Consider the following 24,158-nt stretch of genomic DNA (forward strand, 5'->3'; position numbering starts at 1 on the left):
TGTTGTATCTATGCTGTGCCCATGTCATCCGTCAGTACCGCAGTGACCGCCGCCGAACGCGTCTACCAACACGTCAAGCAGGGCGTGCTCGACCGCCGCTACGAGGGCGGGATCCTGCTGACGGAGGGCGAGCTCGCCGAGGCCGTCGGGGTCTCCCGCACGCCGGTCCGCGAGGCGCTGCTGCGGCTGGAGACCGAGGGCCTGCTGAAGCTGTACCCGAAGAAGGGCGCGCTCGTCCTCGCGGTCTCGGCCCAGGAGATCGCCGACGTGATCGAAACCCGGCTGCTGATCGAGGAGTTCACCGTGCGCAGGGCCGTGCCCGCCCCGGCCGGACTGCTGGAGCGGCTCGCGGAACTGGTCGAGGATCAGCGCCGGCTCGGCGCCGCGGGCGAGCTCGGGGCGATGATGGCCGCCGACCGGGCCTTCCACGCGGAGATCGTGCGCAGTGCCGGCAACCAGATCCTGTCGCGCCTCTACGACCAGCTGCGCGACCGCCAGTTGCGGATGGGCGTGGCCCTGCTGCACGCCCACCCCGACCGGGTGGAGCGCACGCTGGCCGAGCACGCGGAGATCCTCGACGCACTGCGCGCGGGCGACGCGGAGACGGCCGCCGCGGCGGTAGGGGCGCATGTGGGCCGGGTCGCGGAACTGGTGCGGGGGTCCGCCCGATGAGCCCGGCCGTCTCCGCCGCCCCCGCCGCTGTCGTCAAGGACCCGCCGGGCGGTCGCAGGGCCGTGCTCGTCTGGTCGATCGGTGTCGCCGTCTACTTCGTGGCGGTCATCTTCCGCACCAGCCTCGGCGTCGCCGGGCTGGAGGCCGCGGACCGTTTCCACGTGAACGCCTCCGCGCTGTCCACCTTCTCCCTCCTCCAGCTGCTGGTCTACGCGGGCATGCAGATACCCGTCGGCCTGATGGTGGACCGGCTCGGCACCAAGAAGGTGCTGACGCTCGGCGCCGTGCTCTTCACCGCCGGCCAGATCGGTTTCGCGCTCTCCCCCTCCTACGGGATGGCCCTGGCCGCCCGCGCCCTGCTGGGCTGCGGTGACGCCATGACCTTCATCTCCGTACTGCGGTTGGGGACGCGCTGGTTCCCGGCCCGGCGGGGCCCGCTGATGGCGCAGCTGGCCGGGCTGGTCGGGATGGCGGGCAACCTGGTCTCCACGCTGGTGCTCGCGCCGGTCCTGCACGGGGTCGGCTGGATCCCGGCGTTCGCGGGCAGCGCCGTGGCGGGACTGGTCGTCCTGGTCCCGCTCGTGCTGTTCCTGCGCGACCACCCCGAGGGGTACGGGCCCGCGCCGTCGGCGGCCGCCGCGGCAGGAGGCTCCGGCGCGGGGGGATTCGTGCGGCGCCAGATCTCCGAATCCTGGAAGGAGCCCGGCACCAAGCTCGGCCTGTGGGTGCACTTCACGACGCAGTTCCCGGCGATGGTGTTCCTGCTGCTGTGGGGGATGCCGTTCCTCGTCGAGGCGCAGGGGCTCACGCGGACCACCGCGGGCGGGCTGCTGACGCTCGTGGTCGCCTCGAACATGGCGCTCGGCCTCGTCTACGGACAGGTCGTCGGCCGGCGGCAGTCGTCGCGGATCCCGCTCGCGCTCGGCACGGTCGCCCTCACCGCACTGCTGTGGGGCTCGGTCCTGGCCTACCCCGGGGACCACGCGCCGATGTGGCTGCTGGTCGGTCTCTGCCTGGTGCTGGGCACCTGCGGTCCGGCGTCGATGATCGGCTTCGACTTCGCCCGCCCCGCCAACCCGGCGGAGCGTCAGGGCACGGCCTCCGGAATCACCAACATGGGCGGTTTCATCGCTTCGATGACGACCCTGCTGGTGGTGGGCCTGCTGCTCGACGCCACGGGTGACAACTACCGCGTCGCGTTCTCCTCGGTCTTCGTCCTGGAACTCGTGGGCATCACCCAGATCCTGCGCCTGCGCGGCCGGGCCCTGGCCCGCGAACGCGAGCGGGTGGGACAGCCGCCGCTGCCCTCGTCGCCGTCCCTGGCCCCGTCACCGCCCTCGCCCCGGACGCTTGCGACCGCCGCTGGGCCGGCCCCGGTGTCCGCTGCCACCGCCGTGGCCGTGTCCGGGGCCGGCCACCCCGTCGGCGACCCCGTCAGCACCCCTGCCGACCCGCGCCCGGCGCGGTGACGTCCGCGGCCGGCTCCGAATGCGCGCGGGCAAGGGGGGCTACGGCGTCACGGCGAAGTGGGCCAGGATGGCCTCCGCCAGCGCCTGGTCCCCCTCCACCTTGACCCGGTCGGCGACGGTGTGCGCCCGTACCCGCCCGGCCGCGAGCCGTACGTAGGTCTCCCAGTCCAGCGTCAGCGTCACCGCGGGGCCCAGCGAGGGGGCCTTGTCGATGGTGCCTCGCCCCTCCGCGTCCACCCGTACGGTCCGCATGAATTCCAGTGCCCCGTGCACGTCGATGACCACGGCCGAGTTCGCGGGCGCGCCCGCCTTCTTCGCGACCACCTTCGGCAGCCCGGCGAGCAGCACGTCCCGGGCCACGTGGGCGCCGGCGGAGTCCCAGTTGCCCGGCACGCCCAGCGCCGCGCGCAGGTCCTGTTCGTGGATCCACACGTCGAAGGCGCGCAGCCGCAGCGAGTGCTCGAGGGTCGCGGGCTCGCCCAGCGGTCCGCGGATCACGGTGTCCGGATCCCGCTTCTCGTTCCGCAGCTGCCGCGAGCGGCGGATGATCGTGTACTCCAGCTCCGAGGTCATCTCAGGAGCGGTGTGGTGACGCCGTACGTCGACCTGTACTTCCATGTAGCGGGTGAACTCGTCGACCACGTGCCGCAGGTCCCTCGGCAGGGTGTGGATCGGCCGCGGGTCGCCGAGCTGCTCGCATTCAATGCCGATGATGTGTGACACGACATCACGCACGGACCAGTTGGGGCAGGGCGTCGCCCGGCTCCACTCGCCCTCCGTCAGCGGGAGGACCAGCTCGGATATCGCCTCGATGGAGTGGGTCCACGCGTCGGCATAGGGCTGAAGACTCGGATGCGGATGGACGGTCAACGGGACCCCTCGCGTGCTGTTCATTGGCGCGTTGGCGCGTTCTGGAAGCTTGTGCAATGGCTTCAAAACTACGCTGCCGGTGAGCACCCCGGCAGTGCTTTCGTGTGACGATCGTAGGCCCGAGTTGACGGCTTGAAAGCCAGGACGGTGGTACTGTGCGCGCTTCCCTGATCCAAATCGCGGTGAATGAGGGGGAGTCGGTGGGTTCCCGCCGCTCCCGGGCCGCCGACCTCGTACGCGAGCAGTCCACTTCGGACCTCGTCGTCCTGCCCGAACTGTGGACCGTGGGCGCCTTCGCCTACGAGCAGTTCGAGACGGAGGCGGAGCCGCTGGACGGACCGACCTACGAGGCCATGTCCGCGGCGGCCCGCGACGCCGGGGTGTGGCTGCACGCCGGCTCCTTCGTGGAGCGCGCCGGCGACGGCTCGCTCTACAACACCGCCCTCGTCCTCTCCCCGACGGGCGAGCTCGCCGCCACGTACCGCAAGATCCACCGCTTCGGCTTCGACCAGGGCGAGGCCGTCCTGATGTCCGCCGGTGAATCCCTGACCACCGTCGCCCTGCCGGAGCAGACCCTCGGCCTCGCCACCTGCTACGACCTGCGCTTCCCGGAGCTGTTCCGCGGCCTGGTCGACGCCGGGGCGACGACGCTGGTCGTGTCCGCGGGCTGGCCGGCCCGCCGCCGGGGCCACTGGACGCTGCTGAACCGGGCCCGCGCCGTCGAGGACCAGGCCTACGTCCTCGCCTGCGGGTCGTCGGGCACCAACGGGGGCGTGGAGCAGGCCGGCCACAGCCTGGTCGTCGACCCCTGGGGCGAGGTCCTGGCGGAGGCGGGCCCGGGGGAGGCCGTGCTGACGGTGGAGCTCGATCCGAAGAAGGTCGCCGAGACGCGCGAGCAGTTCCCCGCCCTGAAGGACCGCCGCCTGGGGCGGTGAGGCGGTCGGGTCTCCTGGTGCTGCGACAGCGGCACGACATCTGGCTGAAGCCCTCGCACAGCTACGCCGTGGAGATCCCGGGCAGCCTGTACGGCACGGACGGCGCCGGCCCGGGCGGGGACCTCCGGACGTACGGCGTGACGGGCATCAGCCAGTCCGGCCTCGGCTCCGGGACCCGGCTGGTGGTCACGTACGACGAGGCCCTCGACCCCGCGGGCCGGGCCGTCCTGCGCGAGGCCCGCGCCCGCGTCCCGGGCGCGGGCCCGGTGAAGGAGCGCGGCCGCGGTGGCTGCGGCTGAGCCGCCCGGCTAGTCCTCCTCCTCCGGCTCCCGCTCCTTCTCGGCCATCCGGATCACGCACACGGCGACGGCGATCAGCAGCGAGGCGTCCGCGTCCTCGCGGATCACGTCGACGGCGTACGTCTCGCGGACCCGGTACCACTGGCGGGAGATCAGCGCGAGGAGCTCCCCGTCGTACTCGACCTTGAACTCCCGGTCCAGGATCCGGCCGCTGATGTCGAGCTCGGTGCCCTCGTTCAGGGTCACGAGGAAGTGGTTGCGCAGCAGGGAGAACCGCTTCCTCCGGATCACCGCGAGCCGCTGTTCGTCCCGCTCCAGCGTCATCGCGTCGCGCAGGCTGAACATCTTCGCCCGCAGCGTGATCAGGATCCGACCGTCCGGATCCTTCAGCTCCAGGGTGTCGCGGAAGCGCAGCGCCTTCCCGTCGACGAGGAAGGCGGGCCGGCCGTTCTCGTCCTCGATCCAGTAGTCGTCCCCGATGGCCAGCAGTTTGTCCCGAACCAGGTATTTCATGCCGTCATCGCTGCCCGCGATAGGTTCCCCTCATGCCACTCCTCTACGTGACCGACCTGGCGTACCCGGCCCGCGGCCGCCGCTACTGCGACGAGGACATCCTCCTCACCTCGCGCCTGCGCGAGCACTTCGCCCTGGCCCTGTGCCACCCGCTGGACGCCGAGGCCCTGCTCCCGGCCTTCGACACGGTGATCGTCCGCAACAGCGGCCCGGTCCTCCACTACCAGCAGGCCTACGACTCCTTCCGCGCGGCGGCGCTGACGGCGGGCACCCGGGTCTACAACCCGCTCACCGGCCGCGGCGACATGGCGGGCAAGCAGTACCTCCTCGACCTGACCGCCGCCGGCCACCCGGTCATCCCGACGGTCGACGACCCGGCACGCCTGTCGCTCCTGCCGCCCTCCCCCTCGTACGCGGTGAAGCCCAAACAGGGAGCGGACTCGATAGGCCTGACCTTCACCCCGCACCCGGACTGCGCGCCGGGGGAGTTCCTGATCCAGCCTCGCGTGGACTTCGCGTACGAGGTGTCCTTCTACTTCGTCGACGACGCCTTCCAGTACGCCCTGTACGCCCCCGACCCGGACCGCCGCTGGGACCTGGTCCCCTACGCCCCCACCCCCGCCGACCTGTCCTTCGCCGAGGGCTTCATCGCCTGGAACACCCTCGACCACGGCATCCAGCGCGTGGACGCCTGCCGCGCCCCCTCCGGCGAACTCCTCCTCGTCGAACTGGAAGACCTCAACCCGTACCTCTCCCTGGAGCTCCTGCCGCCCGAGGTCCAGGACACCTTCGTGGAAGCCCTGGTCCGCTCCTTGCGCTCCTTCGGAGCCTGACGCCGGACCGGCCTGGAGCTCGCCGCGGGCCTCGTCGTACGCGCGTGATCCGGTGTTCATACCCGGATGGCAAGCTTGAAGCATGAACGATGCCGCCCCGGCGCACACCCCCGCGCCCGCGCCCCGCCGTGCCCGTGTCCGTGCCCCCGAGCTGATCGGCAAGGGGGGCTGGCTGAACACCGGTGGGAAGCCGTACACCCTCGCCGACCTGCGAGGGCGGATTGTTGTCCTCGATTTTTGGACCTTTTGCTGTGTGAACTGCCTGCACGTCCTCGACGAGTTGCGCGAGCTGGAGGAGAAGCACCGCGACACCGTCGTGATCGTCGGCGTGCACTCGCCGAAGTTCGTGCACGAGGCCGATCACGCCGCCGTCGTCGACGCCGTCGAGCGGTACGAGGTGCACCACCCCGTGCTCGACGACCCCGAGCTCGCGACCTGGAAGCAGTACGCCGTCCGCGCCTGGCCCACGCTCGTCGTGATCGACCCCGAGGGGTACGTCGTCGCGCAGCACGCCGGGGAAGGGCACGCGCACGCCATCGCGCGGCTCGTGGAGGAGCTCGAGGCCGAGCACGAGGCCAAGGGGACGCTGCGGCGCGGGGACGGGCCGTACGTGGCTCCCGAGCCTGTGGCGGGGGATCTGCGGTTCCCCGGGAAGGCGCTCGTGCTGCCGTCCGGGAACCTCCTGGTCTCCGACACGACCCGGCACCAGCTGGTGGAGCTGTCCCCCGACGGGGAGGGCGTCGTACGGCGGATCGGGAGCGGGGAGCGCGGGTTCACCGCCGGGAGCTTCAGCGAGCCGCAGGGCCTCGCGCTGCTGCCCGACGGGTCCGTGGTCGTCGCCGACACCGTCAACCACGCGCTGCGCCGCTTCGACCCCGTGACCGGGGCCGTGGAGACCGTCGCGGGGACCGGCCGACAGTGGTGGCAGGGCTCCCCGACCTCCGGCCCGGCCCTGGAGGTGGACCTGTCCTCGCCGTGGGACGTGGCCTGGTGGCAGGGCCGGGTGTGGATCGCCATGGCCGGTGTCCACCAGCTGTGGACCTGGGATCCGGAGAGCGGCACCGTCGCCCTGGCCGCGGGGACCACCAACGAGGGGCTGCACGACGGGCCGGCCGCCGAGGCCTGGTTCGCGCAGCCGTCCGGGCTCGCGGCCACCGAGGACCGGCTGTGGATCGCCGACTCCGAGACCAGCGCGATCAGGTACGTCCACCCCACCGACGCCGGCTACGCCGTCACCACCGCCGTCGGCACCGGACTGTTCGACTTCGGGCACCGGGACGGCGACGCCGCCCAGGCACTGCTCCAGCACCCGCTCGGCGTCACCGCGCTGCCCGACGGGTCGGTCGCGGTGTGCGACACGTACAACCACGCCCTGCGGCGCTACGACCCCGCGACCGGGCAGGTCACCACACTGGCCACCGATCTGCGCGAGCCCAGCGACGCCGTGCTCGTCGGTGAGGACATCGTGGTCGTGGAGTCCGCCCGGCACCGGCTGACCCGGCTGCGGCTTCCCGAGGAGGCCGTCCGGGTGGACGCGGTCGCCCACCGGACGCAGCGGGCCGCGACCGAGGTCGCTCCCGGCACGCTCCGCCTCGACATCGTCTTCCAGGCCCCGAGCGGTCAGAAGCTCGACACCCGCTACGGCCCCTCCACCCGCCTGCTGGTCTCCTCGACCCCGCCCGAGCTGCTGGTGGCGGGGGACGGCGCCGGGACCGACCTCTTCCGGGAGCTCGGACTGAACCCGGAACTCACCGAGGGCGTCCTGCACGTCTCGGCGATGGCGGCCTCCTGCGACGACGACCCGGAGAACGAGTACCCGGCCTGCCACGTCCACCAGCAGGACTGGGGGGTCCCGGTCCGGATCACCGCGCAGGGCGTCGCCCGGCTCCCCCTGGTCCTCGCCGGGATGGACGGGTAGCGCCGAGCGGTGCCCCCGCGGCGAGGGGCGGCCGCCCGGCGGCCCCCCTCGCCTCCTTACGTTTCCCCAGGTCCGGGATAGGGTGCCGCCGACTGACTTACAGGGGTGGATGGGGCGGGAGATGACACTGCGGGACGGGGATCCGCGGACGATCGGCGGGTATGTCCTGACCGGTCGGCTGGGATCCGGTGGGATGGGGACGGTGTATTCGGGGCGGGCGGCTTCGGGCCGGCTGGTCGCGGTGAAGCTGGTGCACCAGCAGTTCGCCGACGACCCGGAGTTCCGGTCGAGGTTCCGGCAGGAGGTGGCGGCGGCCCGGCGGGTGAGCGGGGCCTTCACCGCCGCGGTGGTGGATGCCGATCCGGATGCGGTGCGGCCGTGGATGGCGACGCAGTTGGTGCCGGGGCGGACGCTGGGTGCCCGGGTGAAGGCGGACGGGCCGTTGCGCGGGAGTTCGCTGCGGGTGCTGGCGCTGGGGCTGGTGGAGGCGTTGCGCGAGCTGCACACCACGGGGGTGGTCCACCGGGATCTGAAGCCGGAGAACGTCATGTTGACGGACGACGGGCCGCGGGTGATCGATTTCGGGATCTCGCGGGCGGCGGGCCGGCAGACGTTGACGTCGACGGGTCAGGTGCTGGGGACGCCGCCCTACATGTCGCCGGAGCAGTTGTCGGCGCCGGCCCGGGTGCGGGCGTCGTCGGACGTGTTCTCGCTGGGGTCGGTGCTGGTGTTCGCGGTGACCGGGCGGGGGCCCTTCGACGCGGATTCGCACTACATGACGGCGTACCGGGTGGTGTCGCAGGAGCCGGACATCGCGGAGCTGGCCGATTCGTTGCGGGCGGTGGTCGGGGCCTGTCTGGCCAAGGAGGAGGAGGCCCGGCCGGGGCCGGACGAGTTGCTGGCCGCGCTGGCGGAGATCCCGGCGGCCGACTGGGAAGCCCCGCTCCGCGAGGGCGAGGACCGTGCGGCGCAGACCGGACCGCAGGGGGACGCGACGTCCGTGCCGCCCGTACGGACCGGGCGGCCGCGGCGGCGCGCACTGTTCGCCGGGCTGCTCGCGGTCGTACTGCTGGCGGGCGGCGGGACCTACCTGCGGCTCTCCCAGGAGCACGGGCGCCCCGGGAACGACGCGACGGGGCCCCGGACGTCCGCCGGCCCCTCCCGGACACCCGAGGGGGCCACGTCCGCGCCCGCACGGCCGAACGTCACCGGGGCCCTCGCCCCGTACGTGGCCACCGACGGCGGAAACCCCGCCGGCAGCAGGGCCTACGCGGACTCGCCCGCCCGGCGCCCCGCCGGCTGGCGGGCCTGGAACGGCGCGAAGGACGAGGGGTCCTGCGTGTACGCGCAATCCTCGCTGGTGTGTACGTCCCGCAGCCCCAACGGCTCTCTGGGGGACGGGCTGAGCCGGTTCGACGCGGCGACCGGCGAGCTGCTGTGGGGGCAGCTGCTGGACGACTTCGTGGACGGGCAGGGCCCGTTGGTGGTTCCCGGTGCGACCGCCGGGTCCCACACGGTGATCGCGCTCGGCCGCAAGGGGTTCACGGCGGTTGACCTCGTCGAGGGCGAGCGCTGGGAGTTCCCCACCAAGGAGCCGCTGCGGCGGCCGGTGCTGGACGCCGACGGCAGCCGGGTGTTCGCGGTCAGTGCGTCCGGCACGGTCACCGCCCTGGAGACGCGGTACGGCAAGCTCCTGTGGCAGCAGCGGGTGTCCGGGTCCGCGGACGGTTACCCGGCGCTGCGGGTGGCCGGGGACCGGGTGTACGTCCAAGGGCGGTCCCAGAAGGCCGACATGGGGTTCCAGAGCTTCGTGACCGCCCTCGACGGGGCCACCGGGAAGAAGCTGCCGTTCGGGACCCCCGAGGACGGCACCGAGTTCGCGATGCCCGGGAGCTGTGAGACGCGCGGGCTGACGCTGGAACAGGAAGCGTCCGGCGGGGTCGTGTTCCTCTGCAACAAGGAGAACGGGGCGGGTGTGCTGCGTGGTGATCCGGGGTGGCGCAGGACCGCGGACATCCCGTACGCCGGGACCACCCTGTCGGGGCCGGCCGTGGCCGGGGGCAAGGTGTTCCTGATGGCGACCGCGTCGGGGGGCGAGCCGGCGTTCATGGAGCTCGACCAGCAGTCCGGCGGGGCCGTGTGGCGGGTCCCGCTGGCGCAGGACTGCACCGACCCGGACCGCCCGGAAGCGGCGAACGCGGTGGTGGTGACCGACGGGCTGGCGTACGTGCGCTGCCGGTCCTCGGGGCTGGTGATCGACCTGGTCACCCACCAGGAGACCGCCCGCTTCACCGTCCCCGGCGGCGTCCGGCCGGGCCCGGACGGCCCGCCCGGCTTCCTGGTGGCGGGCGGAGTGGTCTTCACCCCGACCGCCAAGGGCTGGTCCGCCCTGGAACCCACGAAGGTCCGGGCCGCCCCCGGCGAGGGGGCGGCCCGGCAGGGCTAGCGGGCTAGTTCTCCAGGAACGCGACCATCGTGTTGGCCAGGAGGTACGGGTCGTCCGCGCCGCACAGTTCGCGGGCGCTGTGCATCGAGAGGATGGCCACGCCGATGTCGACCGTCTGGATGCCGTGGCGGGCGGCGGTGATCGGGCCGATCGTGGTGCCGCACGGCATCGAGTTGTTGGAGACGAAGGTCTGCCAGGGCACGCCGGCCCGCTCGCAGGCGCTCACGAACACCGCGCGCCCGCTGCCGTCCGTCGCGTAGCGCTGGTTGACGTTGACCTTCAGGATCGGGCCGCCGTTGGCGCGCGGGTGGTGCGAGGGGTCGTGGCGCTCCGCGTAGTTGGGGTGCACGGCGTGGCCGGTGTCCGAGGAGAGGCAGATGGTGCCGGCGAAGGAGCGTGCGCGGTCCTCGTAGGAGCCGCCGCGGGAGAAGACTGAACGTTCCAGCACGTTGCCCAGCAGCGGTCCGTCCGCGCCGGTGTCCGACTGCGAGCCGTTCTCCTCGTGGTCGAAGGCGGCCAGGACGGGGATGTGGTCGAGCTTGCCGGCGGTCGCGACGGCGGCGAGCGCGGCGACTCCCGCGTGGACCGACAGCAGGTTGTCCATGCGGGGCCCGGCGAGCAGTTCGCGGTCGCGGCCCAGGTACGCGGGCGGCTCGATGGAGTGGACCATCAGGTCCCAGCCGGCCACCGAGCCCTGGGGCAGGCCCTCTTCCTCCTCCAGGAAGGAGATCAGGTCGCCCTCCTGGACATCGCCCAGACCCCAGATCGGCTGCATGTGCCGCTGCTTGTCCAGCTTCAGCCCGTCGGTGTTCACCGACCGGTCCAGGTGGACGGCGAGTTGGGGCACGCGCATCAGTGCGCGGTCGACGTTGACGAGCCGTTCGGTGCCGTCGTGCAGGGTGAGCCGCCCGGCCAGGCCCAGATCGCGGTCGAGCCAGGTGTTGAGCAGGGTGCCGCCGTAGATCTCGACGGCGATCTGCCGCCAGCCCTGGGAACCGGTGTCGGGCAGCGGCTTGACCCGGAGGTTGGGGGAGTCCGTGTGCGCGCCGATGATCCGGAACGGCGTGTGCGCGGAGGCGCCTTCGGGTACGTACCAGGCGATGATCGCGCCGCCGCGGATCACGAACTTGCCGCCCGTGCTCGCGTCCCACGCGTCCGTTTCCGCCAACTGCCTGAATCCGGCCTTCTCCAGCCGCTCGGCCGCGTTGGCCACGGCGTGGTACTGCGACGGACTCGCCGTCAGAAAGGTCATCAGATCGTCGGTGTGGCCGCGGTCGAAGCGGGCGGCGGGAGAGCTCATGTTGTTCACCTTAACGACGGTCGTGTTCGCCATGGCCGGACTGCGGCGGATAGTCGAAGGACGGGGTCGCGGGGGTGTGGCCCGGGCCCCGGATCCTTGTCAGCCCGGCGGACGCTCGAAGCGGCGCTGCAGCTGTCTGCGCTCGCCCCGGCGGATGCGCGGGAGCATCTCCGGGGTCTGCGCGGAGCGCTGTGCGCGTCTTTTGCGTCCGGCGCAGAAGATACAGGCCTCGCCCGGGGGCGCGTCGGAGTCGATGGGCGCACCCGGGTGCTCGGAGCAGCCGGAGGCGTTGCGCGGCCGGGACAGCTCCCGGGCCACGATGAAGGCGCGGTGCAGGTCGTCGGCCATCGCCACGAAGTCCTCGGGGGGCGAGGACAGGCTCAGGTGGAAGCGCCGTTCCTCGACCGCGCGCAGGCGCTCGTGCAGGGCCTGGAGCGTGTACGGGGGCTCGGGCACGGGGTATCCCAGCCGGCGCTGCTCCCCGGCGGGCGGGGCGGCGGAGGCGGCGCGGGCGCCCTGCGCGCGCAGGCCGAGCCTGCGGCGGTCGTTGCAGATCAGGCAGCGTCCCCAGCCGTCGGGCGCTTCGGGGTCCAGCGCGCCGTTGGGGTGCTCCGGACAGCCGGTGTAGCTCTTGGCGGGCGCGAGCCCGGCGGCGGTCTGGAAGGCGGTGTAGAGGGCGTCGGCGACCGATTCGTACTCGGTGGGGTGGGCGCCCTCGTAGAGCTCCTTGAGGTGGTCTCCGAGGCTGCCCACGGCGGACTGCAGCTCCTTGAGGGCGTAGGGGCGCCCGGTCGGGACCGAGTACCCCCTGCTGCCGCGCTGCTGCTCCTGTGGACTCATAACCACGAGCGTCCCACGAAGCACCGACAACCCGGGAAACCCGCAGACCACAGGCGGTACGGGGGCCGTCCGGCGCCCCGGCCGCCCGCCAGGGCCGCCCGCGCGCACGCCGACGGCCGGGCCCCTGTGCGAAGGAGGGCCCGGCCGTCGGCGCGTACGTACACCGCGTACAGCTGGGAGATGGGGACTGGCGGGGCCTTAGAAGGCGGCCTCGTCGAGCTCCATCAGGGTGTTGTCGACGCTCTCGGCGAGCGCGCGGGCGACCGCGACGCCGGGCAGGACCTCGGCGGCGAAGAACTTCGCGGCCGCGATCTTGCCTGTGTAGAACGGCGCGTCCTTGGCGGAGGCGGTCGGCAGCTTCTCGGCGGCCACGGCGGCGCCCTTGAGGAGCAGGTAGCCGACGACCAGGTCACCGGAGGCCATCAGCAGGCGGGTGGTGTTCTGGCCGACCTTGTAGATGTTCTTGACGTCCTCGCCGGTGGCGGTGAGGTCGACGATCATCTGGCCGACGATGGCCTCCAGGTCCACGGCGGCCTTGGCGAGCGCGTCGCGGGCCGGGGCGAGGTCCTCGCCGCCGACGGCCTCGGCCAGGAACTTCTTGATCGTCTCGGAGAGGACGTTCAGGGAAGCACCCTGGTCGCGGACGATCTTCCGGAAGAAGAAGTCCTGGCCCTGGATGGCCGTGGTGCCCTCGTAGAGGGTGTCGATCTTGGCGTCGCGGATGTACTGCTCGATCGGGTATTCCTGCAGGTAACCGGAACCGCCGAAGGTCTGCAGGGACTGGGCGAGCTGCTCGTAGGACTTCTCCGAGCCGTAGCCCTTCACGATCGGCAGGAGCAGGTCGTTCAGGCCGACCAGCGAGCTGGTGTCCTCACCCGCGGCCTGCTTGAACTGGATCTCGTCCTGGATGGACGCGGTGTACAGGACCAGGGCGCGCATGCCCTCGGCGTACGCCTTCTGCGTCATCAGCGAGCGGCGCACGTCGGGGTGGTGCGTGATGGTGACCTTGGGGGCCGTCTTGTCCATGAAGTTCGCGAGGTCCGGGCCCTGCACGCGCTCCTTGGCGTACTCCAGCGCGTTGAGGTAGCCGGTGGAGAGCGTCGCGATGGCCTTCGTGCCGACCATCATGCGGGCGAACTCGATGATCATGAACATCTGGCGGATGCCGTCGTGCTTGTCACCGATCAGCCAGCCCTTGGCGGGGTGCTGGTCGCCGAAGGTCATCTCGCACGTGTTGGAGGCCTTGAGGCCCATCTTGTGCTCGACGTTCGTGGCGTAGACGCCGTTGCGCTCGCCCAGCTCGCCGGTCTCCCAGTCGAAGTGGAACTTCGGGACCAGGAAGAGGGAGAGCCCCTTCGTGCCGGGGCCGTGGCCCTCGGGGCGCGCGAGGACGTAGTGGAGGATGTTCTCCTCCATGTCGTGCTCGCCCGAGGTGATGAAGCGCTTGACGCCCTCGATGTGCCAGGAGCCGTCGTCCTGCTGCACGGCCTTGGTACGGCCGGCGCCGACGTCCGAGCCGGCGTCCGGCTCGGTGAGGACCATGGTGGAGCCCCAGCGCTTCTCGACCGCGAGCGCGGCGATCTTCTTCTGTACCTCGTTGCCCTCTTCGAAGAGGACGCCGGCGAACGCCGGGCCGGAGGAGTACATCCACACGGCCGGGTTCGCGCCCAGGATCGTCTCGGCGAAGGCCCAGATCAGGGAGCGGGGCGAGGTGGTGCCGCCGATCTCCTCGGGCAGGCCCAGACGCCAGTACTCGGAGTCCATGAAGGCCTTGTAGCTCTTCTTGAAGGACGCCGGGACGGGCGCGGTGTTGGTGGCCGGGTCGAAGACCGGCGGGTTGCGGTCGGCGTCCTCGAAGGAGGCGGCCAGCTCGTTCTCGGAGAGCTTGGCGATCTCGCTCAGGATCGTCTTGGCGGTCTCGGTGTCCATCTCACCGAACGGGCCGGTGCCGTACAGCTTGTCGCGCCCGAGCACCTCGAAGAGGTTGAACTCGATGTCGCGGAGATTCGACTTGTAGTGCCCCATGGCGACGGCTCCGTTAAGGCTCGGTTCGGTGAGAGTGGTTCTTCGTACATACCAATCGGTAACGTAATGATGCTACCCGTGGGTAATAAGACGCAACCCCTAGGGCCGGGACTGTGACGACTCTCTCGGCAGCTCGCACCACACGGTCTTCCCGGCACCGTCCCGGTGGACCCCCCAGCGCAGCGCCACGGCGGCCACCAGGGCGAGGCCCCGACCGCACTCGTCGGCATCGGCCGCCTGCCGCCGTACGGGTTCCCGCGGATCGGGATCGGTGAGCTCGACCCGGGTCCGGGCTGCCCTTCCGGTGATCCGCAGGGTGACGGGCGTGCCCTCGCCCAGGTGGAGGAGGGCGTTGGTGAGCAGCTCGCTCACGCAGAGCTCCGTGTTCGGGGCGGCCCCCAGGAGCTCCCGCACGGCGTGGCGGGCCAGCGGGACGGCGCCGGGGGTGGCGAGCAGCCGGATCGTGAGCTCGCTCATGGGGTGGCCAGGGCCGCGGCCAGGCGCTGCGCGGTGGCGGGGTTGCAGTTGCCGAGGGCGATGAGGGGTGGGGAGTCGTACCGCCCGGCGTAAGAGAGGAGGTGGAGGTCGAGGGAGGGGAGGGTGATCCCGTGTCCGGCGAGGGCGGCGCGGAGCTGCTCCAGGGCCTCGGTGGCCTCGCGGTCGTGGGGGTGGTCGCTCATGGCGGAGCCTTTCGTGGCGGGGACTGTCTGTGACGAACTCCTCACAGGCTGGCGTGGGTCCGCGTAGCGTGGGAAGGGTTTCGAGTCCACAGCGCGAAGTGTGGAAAGTGGGGGTTCGTGGCCGCACGTAAGGACATCGACGGGTCGGCGAGCGTGCCGGCCTTTTACGGCAAGGAGCTGCGCTGGAGGCGGGAGACGGCGGGGTACACGCTCCAGCAGGTGGTTGAGGGGTCCTTCTACGGAATCAGCTACCTCAGTGAGATCGAGCGGGGGCAGCGGCGCATGCCGGAGGACCTGGCGCGACACGTGGACCAGTTCCTGAAGACCGACGGGTTCTTCTCCCGGGGCTGTGAGGACGTCCGCAAGGCACGCCTGGACGGGCATGCCGAGTACTTCGCGCCGGTCGCCGAAGCCGAGAAGCGGGCACGGTCCATCGAGGAGTGGGCCAATGCGCTTATCCCCGGACTGCTGCACACAGGGCCCTACACCCGCGCAATCGCGAACACCACGCACCCGCTGGACCTGCCGGAAATGGTGGACAGCAAGGTCCGGAACCGGCTGCGCCGAGGTCGGCTCTTCGACGATCCTCAGCGGCCGGAGTACTGGGTGATCCTGCACGAGCCGCTGCTGCGCAGTCCGTTGCTTCCGCCCGGGGAGATGGCGGAACAGCTGGACCACGTGGCGGGGCTGGCCCGGCGCCGCCGGGTCGTTCCACAGATTCTTCCGTGGAACGCCCCCGTGAGCCCGTTCATGGCGCAGTCGATCAAGCTCATGGAGTTCGATGACGAGCCGCCGATCATGTACACCGAGGGTCCGTACTCCGGGCAAGTCATTGACGATCCAGCAATCGTGAAGCGATATCGCAAGGCATACGATCGGCTCAGGGCCGCCGCACTGCCGTCCGAGGCGTCCCTCGACCTGATCGAATCGACAGCCGAGGAACTCCGAAATGGCACACAGCGGGACTGACTTGAGCAACGCCGTCTGGAGGACGAGTACCTATACCAACGGTGATCAGGGTGACTGCGTCGAGGTCGCGGACGGGGTCGTCGGGCTGGTTCCCGTGCGGGACACCAAGTGGCGCTCCGGGCCCGTCCTCATGATCGGGGCCACCGCATGGGCGGGCTTCGTCGACGGGCTGAAGTCCCACTGACCGGAACTCGTCCACCCGGCGGCCAGCCGTCTCGGTAGGCTTCGGCCCATGTACGGCTATGACCAGAACGTGAGCGCAGGGCAGCAGCAGCAATACGCGCAGCCCCAGCAGGGCTACGCGCCGCCGCTGTACCCCGAGCCCTCGCCGCCCTCCCTCGCGGACGCGGTGCGCGCCTTCACGACCGGGTCGCTGTCCGCCGAGGACTTCCAGCAGATCTTCGCCTCCTCGAAGGTCTACTGCCCGCGCGGCGAGACCCCTGGGTTCCTCGCGCTGCACAACACGCAGCAGCCGGTCATCCCCATGTTCACCACGCTCAAGGAGCTCCGCCGGTACGCCGGCAAGGAGTCCAAGTACTTCGTGATCACCGGCGCCGAGGTGATCGACCTGCTGCCCACGGGCTACGGCTTCGTCCTGGACATGGAGGGCGACCACCGCATGGTCTTCGACGCGAAGGCGGTCGAGCAGATGGTCGACTACGCCATGCGCCGCATGTACGGCTAGGCACACCAGCAGAAGAGCCGGGGGCGGACATGCTGCGCGTGCACTTCGGGGCCGAGGACCTGCTCAACGTCACCTTCGCGAGCGAGCCGCTGCCCCTCGTGGAGCTGGCCCTGGCGCTCGTCGCCACGCAGCGCACGGATGAGCAGGCGGTTTTCGGCCGATGGCGCAGCCTGGCCGCGCGTGACCTGCCCGGCCGGGTCCGGCCGCTCTTCGACCTGCTCCGCCCCGACGGCGACAACCCCCACTTCGTGGAGCCGTACGCCCGCAGCCTGGAGGAGGGCCTCGTCGTCATACGGGACCGCGGGGCCTTCCTCACCTCGGAGGGCTTGGCCCGCGCGGCGACCCGCGCGCCCGGCTCCGCGGCCTGGCTGCGCGCGCTGTGGGGCCACGACCGCGAGGCCTGAGACCAGCTGGACACGGCGATCCGGTCCGCGTACGAGGTGCTCATCGCCCCGCACTGGCCCCGGATCCGGCAGTCCTTCCAGGCGGACGTGGCCTGGCGGACCCGGCTGCTGGCCGCCCACGGGATCAAGGCCTGCCTGGCCAGTACCCACCCGGCGGCCGACTGGTCGGGCACCGTCCTGGAGGTGGACCGGCCCCCGGACTACGAGGTCCGGCTCGGCGGGCGCGGGCTGGTGCTGATGCCTTCGCCGTTCTGGACGGGCCGCCCGCTGCTGGACGACCACCCGGACGGGACGTACGTACTCCTCTACCCGGCGCTGACGCCCCTGCCGCTGGTGTCCCCGGAGCGGGCGGAGGGCGCGCTGGACGCGCTGCTGGGGCGTACGCGCGCGGCCGTGCTCCAGCTGCTGATCGAGCAGCGCACCACCTCGGAGCTGGCCCGGGACCTCGACATCAGCCTCCCCTCGGTCTCGGAGCACACCCGCACCCTGCGGGCGGCAGGCCTGATCACCACGGCCCGTGACGGCAAGTCGGTCCTGCACTCCGCGACCGCACTGGGCGTGGACCTCCTCCACAGCGGCGGCTGACCTTTCGGCGCTGGCCGAAAGGATCGCGGAGCCGGGCGCGACTGTCGAATATCAGTGCTGCGGGGAGGGTCGCAGGGCCCCGCTCCACTGACCGACCAGGGGAGACGGCAATGTCACGTACGTCGTTACGCACGAAGCTCGCGGCGATGGCGGCCACGGGGGTGATGGCGCTGGGTACGGGGGTTCTGGCGGCGTCACCCGCGGAGGCGTCGAACCAGCCCGTCGGAGGATGCCTCTCCGGCGAGGCGTGCATCTGGCCGCAGGACTCGCCGGTGGCGGGAGTTGCGCCGACGCACCACTTCTCGCGGGCGGGCAGCTACAACCTCAGCGGCCAGGAGGGGTGGCACTGGGTCTTGAACAACCAGACCAAGAACTGGAAGTTCAAGCTCTGCACCGGCTGGAACGGCGGGGGCACCTGTACCTCGATGCCCATCGACGAGTTCGTGCCCGTGGACCTGCACCCGATCAACTCGGTGGTCATTTCGTCGTGACCGCAGGTCGGTGAGGACAGGGCCCCGGGGGACTTCCCCCGGGGCCCTGTCCGCGCTGCCCCGCTCAGAGGCCCGGTCCGGGCACCGCCGGCGGGTTGAGCCGGGCGAAGGCCTCCTGGCGCTCGTACGGGAAGTAGGGGTACGGGGCCGGGCGGTGGCTGGCCGCGTCGAGCTTCGCCATCTGTTCGGGGGTGAGGGTCCAGCCCACGGCGCCGAGGTTCTGGCGCAACTGCTCCTCGTTGCGGGCGCCGATGATGACCGAGGACACGGTCGGCCGCTGGAGCAGCCACCGCAGGGCGATCTGCGGCACGGCCCTGCCGGTCTCCCGCGCGATCTCGTCCAGGGCGTCGACCACGCGGTAGAGGTGCTCGTCCTCCACGGGCGGACCGTAGTCGGCGGTGTCGTGCAGCCTGCTGCCCGCGGGCAGTGGCCGGCCGCGGCCGATCCTGCCGGTGAGCCGGCCCCAGCCGAGCGGGCTCCAGACGATCGCACCCAGTCCCTGGTCGAGCCCGAGGGGCATCAGCTCCCATTCGTAGTCGCGGCCGATGAGCGAGTAGTAGACCTGGTGGGCGACGTAACGTTTCTGGCCGCGGCGGTCGGCGGCGGCGAGGGACTTCATCGCCTGCCAGCCGGAGAAGTTGGAGACGCCGAGGTAGCGGATCTTCCCGGCCCGGACCAGGTCGTCCAGGGTGGAGAGGACCTCCTCGACGGGGCTGCCGGCGTCGAAGGCGTGCAGCTGGAAGAGGTCGATGTGGTCGGTGCCGAGCCGGCGCAGGGCGGCGTCGACGGAAGTGATCAGCCGGGAACGGGAGGTGCCCGCGTCGGCGGGGCCGTCGCCCATGGGCAGGCCGGCCTTGGTGGAGATGAGCACCCGGTCCCGGCGGCCCTTGAGAGCGGCCCCCAGTACCTCCTCCGAGGCGCCGGCGGAGTAGACGTCGGCGGTGTCGAACATCGTGATGCCGGCGTCGAGGCAGATGTCCACGAGGCGGCGGGCCTCCGCCACGTCGGTGGTGCCCCAGGCACCGAAGAGCGGTCCCCGTCCGCCGAAGGTGCCGGCGCCGAAACTCAGCGCCGGCACCTGCAACCCGGACGTGCCCAGCCGCCTGTACTCCATGACCTGTCCCCTCTCGCCCGCGGAACCATCTCATCATCTAATGGGTCCAGCGTCCCGTTAAGATGGAGTCACCGTAGCAACTCGCGGCCACTAATGGAACAGGAGTCCCGTTATGGAGTTCTCTGGGGCGGAGTCAGAGGTCGAACCGGGGGCCGTGCGGCCCGGCGGGCGTACCGCGCGGGTGCGGGCCGCCGTGCTCCGGGCCGCCGGGGACGTGCTGGCCGAGGAGGGCTTCGCCCGCCTGGACCTGGCCGACGTCGCGCGCCGCGCGGAGGTCGGGAAGACGACCGTCTACCGCCGCTGGGGCACGGCCACCGGCCTCGTCGCCGATCTGCTGCTGGACATGGCGCAGCAGTCCGTACCGCGTACGGAGACCGGCTCGCTGCTCGGGGACCTGACGGCCAACGCGCGGCTGGTGGCGCGGACGCTGGCCGATCCCCGGCAGGGGGCCCTGTTCAAGGCGGTGATCGCGGCCGCCACCTGTGACCTCAAGGCGGCGGAGGCCCTGCACGGCTTCTATGCCGTACGGGTCGAGGAGTGGGCGCCCTGCGTGGAGCAGGCGGAGGTCCGTGGTGAGGTTCCGGCGGGCACCGACCCGTACGAGGTGATCCGCGCGGTGTCGGCCCCCCTCTACTACCGCCTGCTGACGACGGCCGTCCCGCTGGACGGGGCGAGCGCCGACCGTGCCGCGGCGGCCGCGGCGGTGGCGGCGCGCGAAGGGGTGTACGTACGCCCCCGGTCGGCCGGCGGCGAGGCGTGAGCGTGCCCGGGGCGGGTGCGGGAATGTCGGCGTGGGGGGCGCTGTTCTGTGCCATGTGGCAGAAAGTTCGGGTTTCAACTAAACTCGACGCCAGAAGGAGGTTCCGACCATGCCTGCAGTGACTGTGGAGAACCCGTTGACGCTCCCGCGCGTCGCGGAGCCCGCCCCGGAGACGACGACCGCCCGCAAGGTGCTGGCCGTCACGACCGCCCCGGGTGGCTTCGAGGGCGAGGGGTTCCCGGTACGTCGTGCGTTCGCCGGGATCAACTACCAGTACCTCGACCCGTTCATCATGATGGACCAGATGGGCGAGGTGGAGTACGCGCCGGGCGAGCCCAAGGGCACTCCCTGGCACCCCCACCGAGGCTTCGAGACCGTCACGTACCTGATCGACGGAACCTTCGTCCACCAGGACAGCAACGGCGGCGGCGGAGTCATCAACGGCGGAGACACCCAGTGGATGACCGCCGGTTCGGGCCTGCTGCACATCGAGGCCCCGCCGGAGTCGCTCGTCGTGTCCGGCGGGCTCTTCCACGGCCTCCAGCTGTGGGTGAACCTCCCCGCCTCCGACAAGATGATGCCCCCGCGGTACCAGGACATCGGCGGCGGCCAGGTCCAGCTGCTCACCACCCCGGACGGCGGCGCCCTGCTCCGCGTGATCGCCGGTGAGCTGGACGGCCACCAGGGCCCCGGCATCACCCACACCCCGATCACGATGATCCACGCGACGGTGACGCCCGGCGCGCGGATCACCCTCCCCTGGCGCGAGGACTTCAACGCCCTGGCGTACGTACTGGCCGGGCGCGGCTCGGTCGGCGAGGACCGGCGGCCCGTCCACAAGGGGCAGACCGTTGTCTTCGGCGAGGGCGGCTCGCTGACCCTGCGGGCGGACGAGGGCCAGGACGCCAATGCCCCGGCCCTGGAGATCGTCCTCCTCGGCGGGCAGCCGATCCGGGAGCCGATGGCGCACTACGGGCCGTTCGTGATGAACAGCAAGCACGAACTGCAGCAGGCGTTCGACGACTTCCAGGCCGGCCGGCTGGGCCGCATCCCCACCACCGCCCGCACCGGCCTCGGCCACCGCGGCACGGGCGAGGCGGCGGAGGACTGACGGACCGGACGACCGACCGGCCCGCCGAGCCGTGCCCATGCGGACGGGCACGGCCCGGCGGAGCCCGAGGCGGGTCGCGAGGCGGGTCGCGAGCCGGGGCGCGTCAGCCCGGCTTGGCGTCCCTGCGGCAGTACGCCCAGCACCCCGCCGCCGCGACCAGCGCGGTGTACAGGCAGAACATCGCCGTCGCCGACGTCGTGGACAGCTGGGAACCCACCAGTGCCCGTGCGAACGGCCGGTCGTCCGCCGGGTAGGCGGACACGTCGGTCAGCATCGCCCGGCCGGCCGCGAACGGCAACCACCCGCCCACCCCGTCCAGCCCCGGCAGCCAGCCCACCGCCCCGCCCACGAGGCGCTCGCCGAGCAGGGGCCAGGTGCACAGGAACAGCACCGGGACGATCCGGCTGCGGATCAGGGACACGAGCGCCGGGCAGAGCAGCGCCCAGCAGCCCATCCACAGGCTGAAGCGCAGTGCGGGCAGGACCACACCGGCCCAGTCGGGCTGCGGCGCGCCGCCCACGGCCAGGACGACGGAGCAGGACGCGGCCCCCAGCAGGGCACTGGTGGCGGCCGTCGCGAGCCCCATCGCGAAACCGACCAGGCACTTGGCGGCATAGGCGGTGCCCCGTCCGTTGACGGCCAGCCACGTCGTACGGGCGGCCCCGCGCACGAGATCGGTGGAGACCGGGCCGGTACCGAGGACGAGGACGAAGAAGCACAGGGCGGGAACCTGCGTGGCCAGCGGGGTCCAGGCGATCGCGTCGCTCAGGGCGGCCGCGCCGACGGGGCGGGTCTCGTCGAGGTCGAACAGGAAAGTGACGCCGGTCAGCAGACTCAGCAGCCCCACGACCCCCAGCAGGATCCACGTCGAGCGCAGCCCCGCCAGGTGGCGCCACTCGTAGCGGCAGGCGCGCCGGAAGGCCTCGGTGCGGGCTACGGCCGGGGGAACGACCGGTACGGGTGCCGTCCCTGTCTCCGCTGCTGATGGCCTCACGAGATCTTGAACTCCTCTTCAGCGATGCCCAGGTAGAACTCCTCCAGGGACGGCCCCGCCTCGTGCAGCCAGTACAGCGGCAGCCGGTTCTCGGCGGCGAGGGTGCCGATCCGTACCCGGTCCAGGCCGGTGATGCTCGCGCCCTGACCGCCGGTCGCTGTGAGCCGGCCGCCCCGCGCTTCGACGAGCGCGGTCAGCCCCGGCAGGTCCGGCGACTCCACGGTCACCACTCGCCGGTCGGCCGCGCGCGCCAGCAGCTCCGACATCGGGGAGGAGGCCGCGACCCGGCCGCGCGACAGGACGACCACCCGGTCGGCCAGTTGCTCCATCTCTCCGAGGAAGTGGCTGGACACCAGGACGGCCCGCCCCTGTTCGGCCTGGGAGCGCAGGAACTCCCGCAGCCAGCGGATCGAATGGGGGTCGAGCCCGTTCGCGGGCTCGTCCAGGATCAGTACGGGCGGGTCCCCCAGCAGGGCCTGCGCGATGGCGACCCGCTGGGACATGCCGAGCGACAGCTGCTCCAGGCGCAGCCGGCCCGCCTCCGTCAGGCCGACGGTCTCCAGGAGTTCGTCGACGCGGCGGTCGGGCACGGCGGAGCCCGCGGCCACCATGCGCAGGTGGGTCCGTACCCGGTGCTTCGGGTGGCCCGCGACACCGCCCAGGACAGCGCCGACGACCGTACCGGGCGCACCCCACGCGTACAGGGGGCGGCCGAGGTAGCGGGTACGGCCGTCGCCGTGCAGCAAGCCCAGCATCAACTGGATCGTGGTGGACTTGCCGGCGCCGTTCGCGCCGACGAAGCCGGTCACCTCGCCGGCGCGGAGGGTCAGCGAGACGTCGTGCACGACCCGCTTGGAGCCGAAGGAGCGGCCGAGGCCCTCCGCTTCGACCACGGTCGCCGTATTCGCGGGGCGGTGGTTCATGTATGGTCTCCCTGCGTTATCGCAAGGGGGAGGAAACCCGTAACGGGCGACCTGAACAGGCGTGGAAACCGAAAGGTCGTCACCCGCGGGTTTCTTCCTCCGATTGACCGTCTCAATTCCGGGTTCAATTCCGGACCAGCCGGATGATGTGCGCTGCGAGAACCACGTGGGAGAGCGTGCACATGATCCACGCCCCGCCGCTTCGGACTCCATGGCGGAGTGTTGTCACCCAGCCCGCCGCGAGGAGCGCTGCGGACAGTGCGCAGAACGCCCAGGAAATGGCGAGCCACGGGGTGGAATGGTCGGTGAACTGCCGGATGGCCGCCGCCGGGGCGAGCGCCAGCAGGGGCAGCGCCCACGCGGCTCCACCGGCGCGGGCATTCCCTTGGTGGGTGGACGTGGTGTCGGTCATCCCGGACGCTCCGTCTTCGTTCTTCTGCTGGTGCCGGGAGCGGGCCGGGTCCGCCAGGGTTCCCCCGGGCGGACCCGGCCCGCTCCGCTTGGTCAGTGGAGGGCGTTGTAGATGTCGAGGAGCGTCAGGCCGGGGGTGACTGCCTGGAGGGGCAGCTTGGCGTACCAGGACAGGCCGTCGTACCACTTCTTGAAGTCGCCGTACTTGCCGGCGATGGCCTTCGCGAAGCCGCCGACCTTGCTGAAGGCCGTACGGATGGCGCTCCACCTGCTGGCGGCCGAGGCCTCGCCGTTGGCGACGCCGGTCAGCTCGGCGCGCTCGGCGGACGTGAGGCGGTCGGCGAGCGAGCTCGTCAGCAGGGCGCGCGCGGCCTGCTGCGCCTCGGCCCGCTGGATGGCCGGGGCGGACTGGGACGCGGCCACGGAGGCCGTCGGGGCCGCGGAGGCCTGGGCCAGACCGGCCCCACCGCCGAGGGCTAAGGCGGCGACGGCCGAAACGGCCGCCATTCGAAGGGTGTTGCGCTTCATGTGAGTTCCCTTGCGTTGTCGCAAGGGGGAGGAAGCCCATGTGGGCAACCCGAACAGGCGTGGAAACCGAAAGGTCCCCCCGGACTTCTTCCCCCGATTACGTTTCCATCGGTCCGCCCTCGGTCAAAGGGCGTTCCGAAGACCGGCATTCGGTTCCCCGAAAGCCGGACATGGGCAGTACTTTACCTAGCCATTGATCTTCGGCGACCGTGAATCGGCCAGTTTGCATGCGGAGTTCGCGGCAAGGGTGTTCGTGGGCTGCGGAAACGTGGCGTCCGCCGCATACGCCTTTGGCTGAAAATGCACCTGCGGGATTCACCGGCTGTTCACTTCCGTCAGGTGAACAGGTCATTCCGGTGCGGCTCAGTGGGGCAGCCGGGACC

At 71.5% G+C, this 24,158-nt stretch carries 27 protein-coding genes; 15 read left to right on the forward strand and 12 right to left on the reverse strand.

What is annotated here, in order from left to right; all coding sequences use genetic code 11:
• Positions 1-21 precede the first annotated feature (21 nt).
• Entirely contained in the window at positions 22-672 is a 651-nt protein-coding gene (locus OG389_RS19935) for a GntR family transcriptional regulator (protein ID WP_328299819.1), read from the forward strand.
• A complete protein-coding gene (locus tag OG389_RS19940; protein ID WP_328299820.1) occupies positions 669-2,141 on the forward strand; it encodes an MFS transporter in 1,473 nt (490 codons plus the stop codon). The genes OG389_RS19935 and OG389_RS19940 overlap by 4 nt, the downstream gene beginning before the upstream one ends.
• A gap of 39 nt (positions 2,142-2,180) precedes the next feature.
• Here OG389_RS19940 and OG389_RS19945 read toward each other — a convergent pair whose 3' ends face one another.
• The gene (locus OG389_RS19945) at positions 2,181-3,011 is read right to left on the reverse strand and encodes a maleylpyruvate isomerase family mycothiol-dependent enzyme (protein WP_328299821.1); all 831 of its coding nucleotides are present in this window, start codon (positions 3,009-3,011) and stop codon (positions 2,181-2,183) included.
• A 155-nt stretch (positions 3,012-3,166) separates the two neighbouring features.
• On the opposite strand from OG389_RS19945, the gene OG389_RS19950 reads away from it, so the two are divergent.
• Both OG389_RS19950 and OG389_RS19955 read left to right on the forward strand, forming a co-directional pair.
• On the forward strand, positions 3,167-3,946 hold the full coding sequence (locus OG389_RS19950; RefSeq protein ID WP_328299822.1) for a carbon-nitrogen family hydrolase: 780 nt from the start codon (positions 3,167-3,169) through the stop codon (positions 3,944-3,946).
• 17 nt (positions 3,947-3,963) lie between these two features.
• Positions 3,964-4,245: a hypothetical protein gene (locus OG389_RS19955; RefSeq protein ID WP_328299823.1), complete on the forward strand. Its 282-nt coding sequence runs from the start codon at positions 3,964-3,966 to the stop codon at positions 4,243-4,245.
• Positions 4,246-4,254: 9 nt separating this feature from the next.
• Here the strand turns inward: OG389_RS19955 and OG389_RS19960 are convergent, their stop codons facing one another.
• A complete protein-coding gene (locus tag OG389_RS19960; protein WP_328299824.1) occupies positions 4,255-4,758 on the reverse strand; it encodes an LURP-one-related/scramblase family protein in 504 nt (167 codons plus the stop codon).
• 32 nt (positions 4,759-4,790) lie between these two features.
• Between OG389_RS19960 and OG389_RS19965 the strand changes: the two genes are divergently transcribed.
• From OG389_RS19965 to OG389_RS19975, 3 genes are all read left to right on the forward strand, one after another.
• Positions 4,791-5,591: a hypothetical protein gene (locus OG389_RS19965; protein WP_328299825.1), complete on the forward strand. Its 801-nt coding sequence runs from the start codon at positions 4,791-4,793 to the stop codon at positions 5,589-5,591.
• Positions 5,592-5,673: 82 nt separating this feature from the next.
• Complete coding sequence (locus OG389_RS19970; protein WP_328299826.1) at positions 5,674-7,509, forward strand: NHL domain-containing thioredoxin family protein; 1,836 nt, start codon at positions 5,674-5,676, stop codon at positions 7,507-7,509.
• A 193-nt stretch (positions 7,510-7,702) separates the two neighbouring features.
• On the forward strand, positions 7,703-9,955 hold the full coding sequence (locus OG389_RS19975; protein ID WP_443059315.1) for a protein kinase domain-containing protein: 2,253 nt from the start codon (positions 7,703-7,705) through the stop codon (positions 9,953-9,955).
• Between the two features lie 4 nt (positions 9,956-9,959).
• Here the strand turns inward: OG389_RS19975 and OG389_RS19980 are convergent, their stop codons facing one another.
• The 5 genes from OG389_RS19980 to OG389_RS20000 all read right to left on the reverse strand — a co-directional run bounded on the left by OG389_RS19980 (position 9,960) and on the right by OG389_RS20000 (position 14,800).
• Positions 9,960-11,255, reverse strand: coding sequence for a M18 family aminopeptidase (locus tag OG389_RS19980; protein WP_328299828.1), 1,296 nt, complete (start codon positions 11,253-11,255; stop codon positions 9,960-9,962).
• A 99-nt stretch (positions 11,256-11,354) separates the two neighbouring features.
• Positions 11,355-12,095, reverse strand: coding sequence for a hypothetical protein (locus tag OG389_RS19985; protein WP_328299829.1), 741 nt, complete (start codon positions 12,093-12,095; stop codon positions 11,355-11,357).
• Between the two features lie 198 nt (positions 12,096-12,293).
• Positions 12,294-14,120 (reverse strand): acyl-CoA dehydrogenase, encoded by a 1,827-nt coding sequence (locus OG389_RS19990; RefSeq protein WP_328299830.1) that lies wholly within the window; start codon positions 14,118-14,120, stop codon positions 12,294-12,296.
• Positions 14,121-14,219: 99 nt separating this feature from the next.
• Entirely contained in the window at positions 14,220-14,597 is a 378-nt protein-coding gene (locus OG389_RS19995; RefSeq protein WP_328299831.1) for an ATP-binding protein, read from the reverse strand.
• Positions 14,594-14,800, reverse strand: coding sequence for a hypothetical protein (locus OG389_RS20000; protein ID WP_328299832.1), 207 nt, complete (start codon positions 14,798-14,800; stop codon positions 14,594-14,596). The genes OG389_RS19995 and OG389_RS20000 overlap by 4 nt, the downstream gene beginning before the upstream one ends.
• Before the next feature lie 117 nt (positions 14,801-14,917).
• Here OG389_RS20000 and OG389_RS20005 point away from each other — a divergent pair, with 117 nt between their 5' ends.
• The 6 genes from OG389_RS20005 (at position 14,918) to OG389_RS20030 (ending at position 17,934) form a co-directional block, all read left to right on the forward strand.
• Positions 14,918-15,769, forward strand: a complete 852-nt coding sequence (locus tag OG389_RS20005; protein WP_328299833.1) for a helix-turn-helix domain-containing protein — start codon at positions 14,918-14,920, stop codon at positions 15,767-15,769.
• On the forward strand, positions 15,750-15,953 hold the full coding sequence (locus OG389_RS20010; protein ID WP_328299834.1) for a DUF397 domain-containing protein: 204 nt from the start codon (positions 15,750-15,752) through the stop codon (positions 15,951-15,953). Before OG389_RS20005 ends, OG389_RS20010 begins: the two co-directional genes overlap by 20 nt.
• 48 nt (positions 15,954-16,001) lie before the next feature.
• The gene (locus OG389_RS20015; RefSeq protein WP_112448871.1) at positions 16,002-16,454 is read left to right on the forward strand and encodes an SseB family protein; all 453 of its coding nucleotides are present in this window, start codon (positions 16,002-16,004) and stop codon (positions 16,452-16,454) included.
• A 29-nt stretch (positions 16,455-16,483) separates the two neighbouring features.
• Positions 16,484-16,858 (forward strand): hypothetical protein, encoded by a 375-nt coding sequence (locus tag OG389_RS20020; RefSeq protein ID WP_328299835.1) that lies wholly within the window; start codon positions 16,484-16,486, stop codon positions 16,856-16,858.
• A gap of 36 nt (positions 16,859-16,894) precedes the next feature.
• Positions 16,895-17,443 (forward strand): ArsR/SmtB family transcription factor, encoded by a 549-nt coding sequence (locus tag OG389_RS20025; RefSeq protein WP_328299836.1) that lies wholly within the window; start codon positions 16,895-16,897, stop codon positions 17,441-17,443.
• A 110-nt stretch (positions 17,444-17,553) separates the two neighbouring features.
• Entirely contained in the window at positions 17,554-17,934 is a 381-nt protein-coding gene (locus OG389_RS20030) for a hypothetical protein (protein ID WP_328299837.1), read from the forward strand.
• A 64-nt stretch (positions 17,935-17,998) separates the two neighbouring features.
• Here the strand turns inward: OG389_RS20030 and OG389_RS20035 are convergent, their stop codons facing one another.
• Positions 17,999-19,048 carry an aldo/keto reductase gene (locus OG389_RS20035; RefSeq protein WP_328299838.1) on the reverse strand — a complete coding sequence of 350 codons (1,050 nt, stop codon included), beginning with the start codon at positions 19,046-19,048 and terminating at the stop codon, positions 17,999-18,001.
• 112 nt (positions 19,049-19,160) lie between these two features.
• On the opposite strand from OG389_RS20035, the gene OG389_RS20040 reads away from it, so the two are divergent.
• Both OG389_RS20040 and OG389_RS20045 read left to right on the forward strand, forming a co-directional pair.
• Positions 19,161-19,808 carry a TetR/AcrR family transcriptional regulator gene (locus OG389_RS20040; protein ID WP_328299839.1) on the forward strand — a complete coding sequence of 216 codons (648 nt, stop codon included), beginning with the start codon at positions 19,161-19,163 and terminating at the stop codon, positions 19,806-19,808.
• A 109-nt stretch (positions 19,809-19,917) separates the two neighbouring features.
• Positions 19,918-20,919 (forward strand): pirin family protein, encoded by a 1,002-nt coding sequence (locus OG389_RS20045; RefSeq protein ID WP_328299840.1) that lies wholly within the window; start codon positions 19,918-19,920, stop codon positions 20,917-20,919.
• A 103-nt stretch (positions 20,920-21,022) separates the two neighbouring features.
• Here OG389_RS20045 and OG389_RS20050 read toward each other — a convergent pair whose 3' ends face one another.
• The 4 genes from OG389_RS20050 to OG389_RS20065 form a co-directional block, all read right to left on the reverse strand.
• The gene (locus OG389_RS20050; RefSeq protein ID WP_328299841.1) at positions 21,023-21,913 is read right to left on the reverse strand and encodes a hypothetical protein; all 891 of its coding nucleotides are present in this window, start codon (positions 21,911-21,913) and stop codon (positions 21,023-21,025) included.
• Positions 21,910-22,836, reverse strand: a complete 927-nt coding sequence (locus tag OG389_RS20055; RefSeq protein ID WP_328299842.1) for an ABC transporter ATP-binding protein — start codon at positions 22,834-22,836, stop codon at positions 21,910-21,912. Before OG389_RS20055 ends, OG389_RS20050 begins: the two co-directional genes overlap by 4 nt.
• A 124-nt stretch (positions 22,837-22,960) precedes the next feature.
• A complete protein-coding gene (locus OG389_RS20060; RefSeq protein ID WP_328299843.1) occupies positions 22,961-23,248 on the reverse strand; it encodes a hypothetical protein in 288 nt (95 codons plus the stop codon).
• Between the two features lie 92 nt (positions 23,249-23,340).
• Positions 23,341-23,775 carry a hypothetical protein gene (locus OG389_RS20065; protein ID WP_328299844.1) on the reverse strand — a complete coding sequence of 145 codons (435 nt, stop codon included), beginning with the start codon at positions 23,773-23,775 and terminating at the stop codon, positions 23,341-23,343.
• Positions 23,776-24,158: the final 383 nt, after the last annotated feature.

Source organism: Streptomyces sp. NBC_00435, assembly GCF_036014235.1.
GTDB lineage: Bacteria > Actinomycetota > Actinomycetes > Streptomycetales > Streptomycetaceae > Streptomyces.